Source organism: Paeniglutamicibacter psychrophenolicus (genome assembly GCF_030812255.1).
Taxonomy (GTDB): Bacteria; Actinomycetota; Actinomycetes; order Actinomycetales; family Micrococcaceae; genus Paeniglutamicibacter; species Paeniglutamicibacter psychrophenolicus_A.
Genome location: NZ_JAUSSH010000029.1, coordinates 1 through 1987, shown reverse-complemented (window position 1 = coordinate 1987; position 1987 = coordinate 1). Strand labels below are relative to the sequence as shown.

Here is a 1987-nt window from a genome sequence, read left to right as displayed (position 1 = left end):
GCATGCGATTCCCGCCGTCGTTTCCGGCGCACGAAGGCAACCGGGAAAAACTGGGTGGGGGTTTTGGTAGAGATTTCGGTCGCCCGGCGATTCCTCCAGCGGCTTTCCCGCTGTGTCCCTCGCGGCGACTTAGAAAACTATACACACCATTTCCCACCACGGCAAATCGGGCCCTCTCTTCGCTAAAAACCGCGGGATAGAAGCCCAGAAACGGCCCTTGGGGGCAGTTTTGGCCACCGGAACCCCAAAAATGACGTTGTGAGCCCGGCGACACCTTAGATGGCCAATGCGGCCTGATACTCAAATGGCGCCTTGCTTCAGTCACGGTGGCCAGCCGTTGAACAGAAGAGCGTCACCCGGGAAGGACCGCGTTCCCTCCACGAGAGATGTGGTCGAGCGTCAGTGCATGAAGGGATCTATGCCAACGGGCCGGCGCAAGGCAAGGCCCGGATTTGCAGTCTCATGATTCGGCCGAACGCAATGCCTCGGCGAACTTGCGGCCTGGTTCCGGGTCAACTCCGAAACGTTCGGCATAGAGTTCATGGATCTCGGCCCACTGCCCATGTGCATTCGCCTCGGTTAGGTGCTCACCGCGAAGATGCGGATCAAGTCGCATGAGATAGCTTTCCCACCCCGCTGCCGTCTGCGCTGCGAGTGGAAGGTCATCGAAGACATGGACGAAGGTAAGCCTGCAACCGTCTCCCACATCCACAAGCTCAAAGCTTTGCAATTGGCCGGCATATGTCCAGGCCAAGTGATGCGGCACATCAACTTCGGTCACCTCAAGCAGGGCTCCTCCTGCCTCGAAGGTCTCCCCCGATTCTGGGGTCCAGTCAACGGCTCCGGGGAACCATCGCCGAAGTTCATCGGGTACGCTGACCGCCCGCCACACACTCTCGACTGCATGATCCAAGTTGAGCTCGAATCGAAGGTATACCTGATCCTCAAGCATTTCCAGGGTCCCGTGGATGACGGGTCCTCCCTCGGTGGCATTCTCCGGCTTCTGGTTGGTCAAGGTTCTCCTTCAAGATGGTTCACGTATTTGCAATGCTGTATTCAAAGCGCTTGATGAAGCGTCTGCCTCACGTGTTCCACGCCAGGGGTAGTTGGGGCACGAACGAGAGGAGGCTTCTTATGCTGGCTGCAGGTGTTCAACGAGAGGGGCTCCCGTCACTACATCCTGCCGGACGAGAATGCGTGCAGCAAGGAATCCTCCTACATGCACAACGGCGATCTCTAGATCCGGTCCGAAAGCCTTGGAGCACTTCAACCCACATAGTTGTTCTCTTGGCTCAGGGATGTGCCAAGGAGTACGGCAACCCCCTGGAATCGCATATGCCAGAGCGGCTGATACCGCTGGCTGTGCGAGCGTTTCCCACTGCGGACCGGTGCATGCGTGGCGAATTTCTGACGTTCGTGGAACTGGGTGCAAGGCCTTCGCAAGCTGTCAAGTCGTCGAATCGTTCGAGCCGGCGGCGTTGCTGGCATTCCACGCACGATATCGACCGTCGTGAATATCAAATATCCGGGAACCGCATTTTGCCTGGTACAGGTGTTCGTCCACACGAACGAGTAGCCCATCGGGTTTGCCGATGTAACCATGAACGGGTCGTTCAAACAATTGCCGGCGGAATCGTTGCCCGCTACCAATGCCCGGGCAACAGAGGAGACAGTGGCTGGGTCCGCCATATGGCAGGCACCGTATACATCCAGCGTCAGGACTTTGGCCATAGCAGACTGAGCGGTTTCATGGAACGCGGTGAGATCCAGCTTCCGATTTCCATCCTGTGCGCTGTCCAGGATCAGCGCGGCTCGGGCATCGTCCAATCCGATGTGAGCGGATCTATCCATGAGTCGCTAACCGCAATCGCTCCCTCGCGGCTATTTCCGAGAAAGGGGTATCCATTTAGATGCCCAAACTGTACTCACCGGTCTACTTTGGTGTCGGTGGCTCGCCACGGGCGATCTACCGGCCCAAGGTCCAAGG

Annotated in this window: 2 protein-coding genes; both read right to left on the bottom strand. The window is 57.9% G+C overall.

What is annotated here, in order from left to right; translation table 11 throughout:
* Positions 1–460: 460 nt before the first annotated feature.
* Complete coding sequence (locus tag J2T21_RS20735) at positions 461–1015, bottom strand: SRPBCC domain-containing protein (RefSeq protein WP_307584075.1); 555 nt, start codon at positions 1013–1015, stop codon at positions 461–463.
* Positions 1016–1266: 251 nt separating this feature from the next.
* Positions 1267–1851: a hypothetical protein gene (locus J2T21_RS20730; RefSeq protein WP_307584073.1), complete on the bottom strand. Its 585-nt coding sequence runs from the start codon at positions 1849–1851 to the stop codon at positions 1267–1269.
* Positions 1852–1987 lie beyond the last annotated feature (136 nt).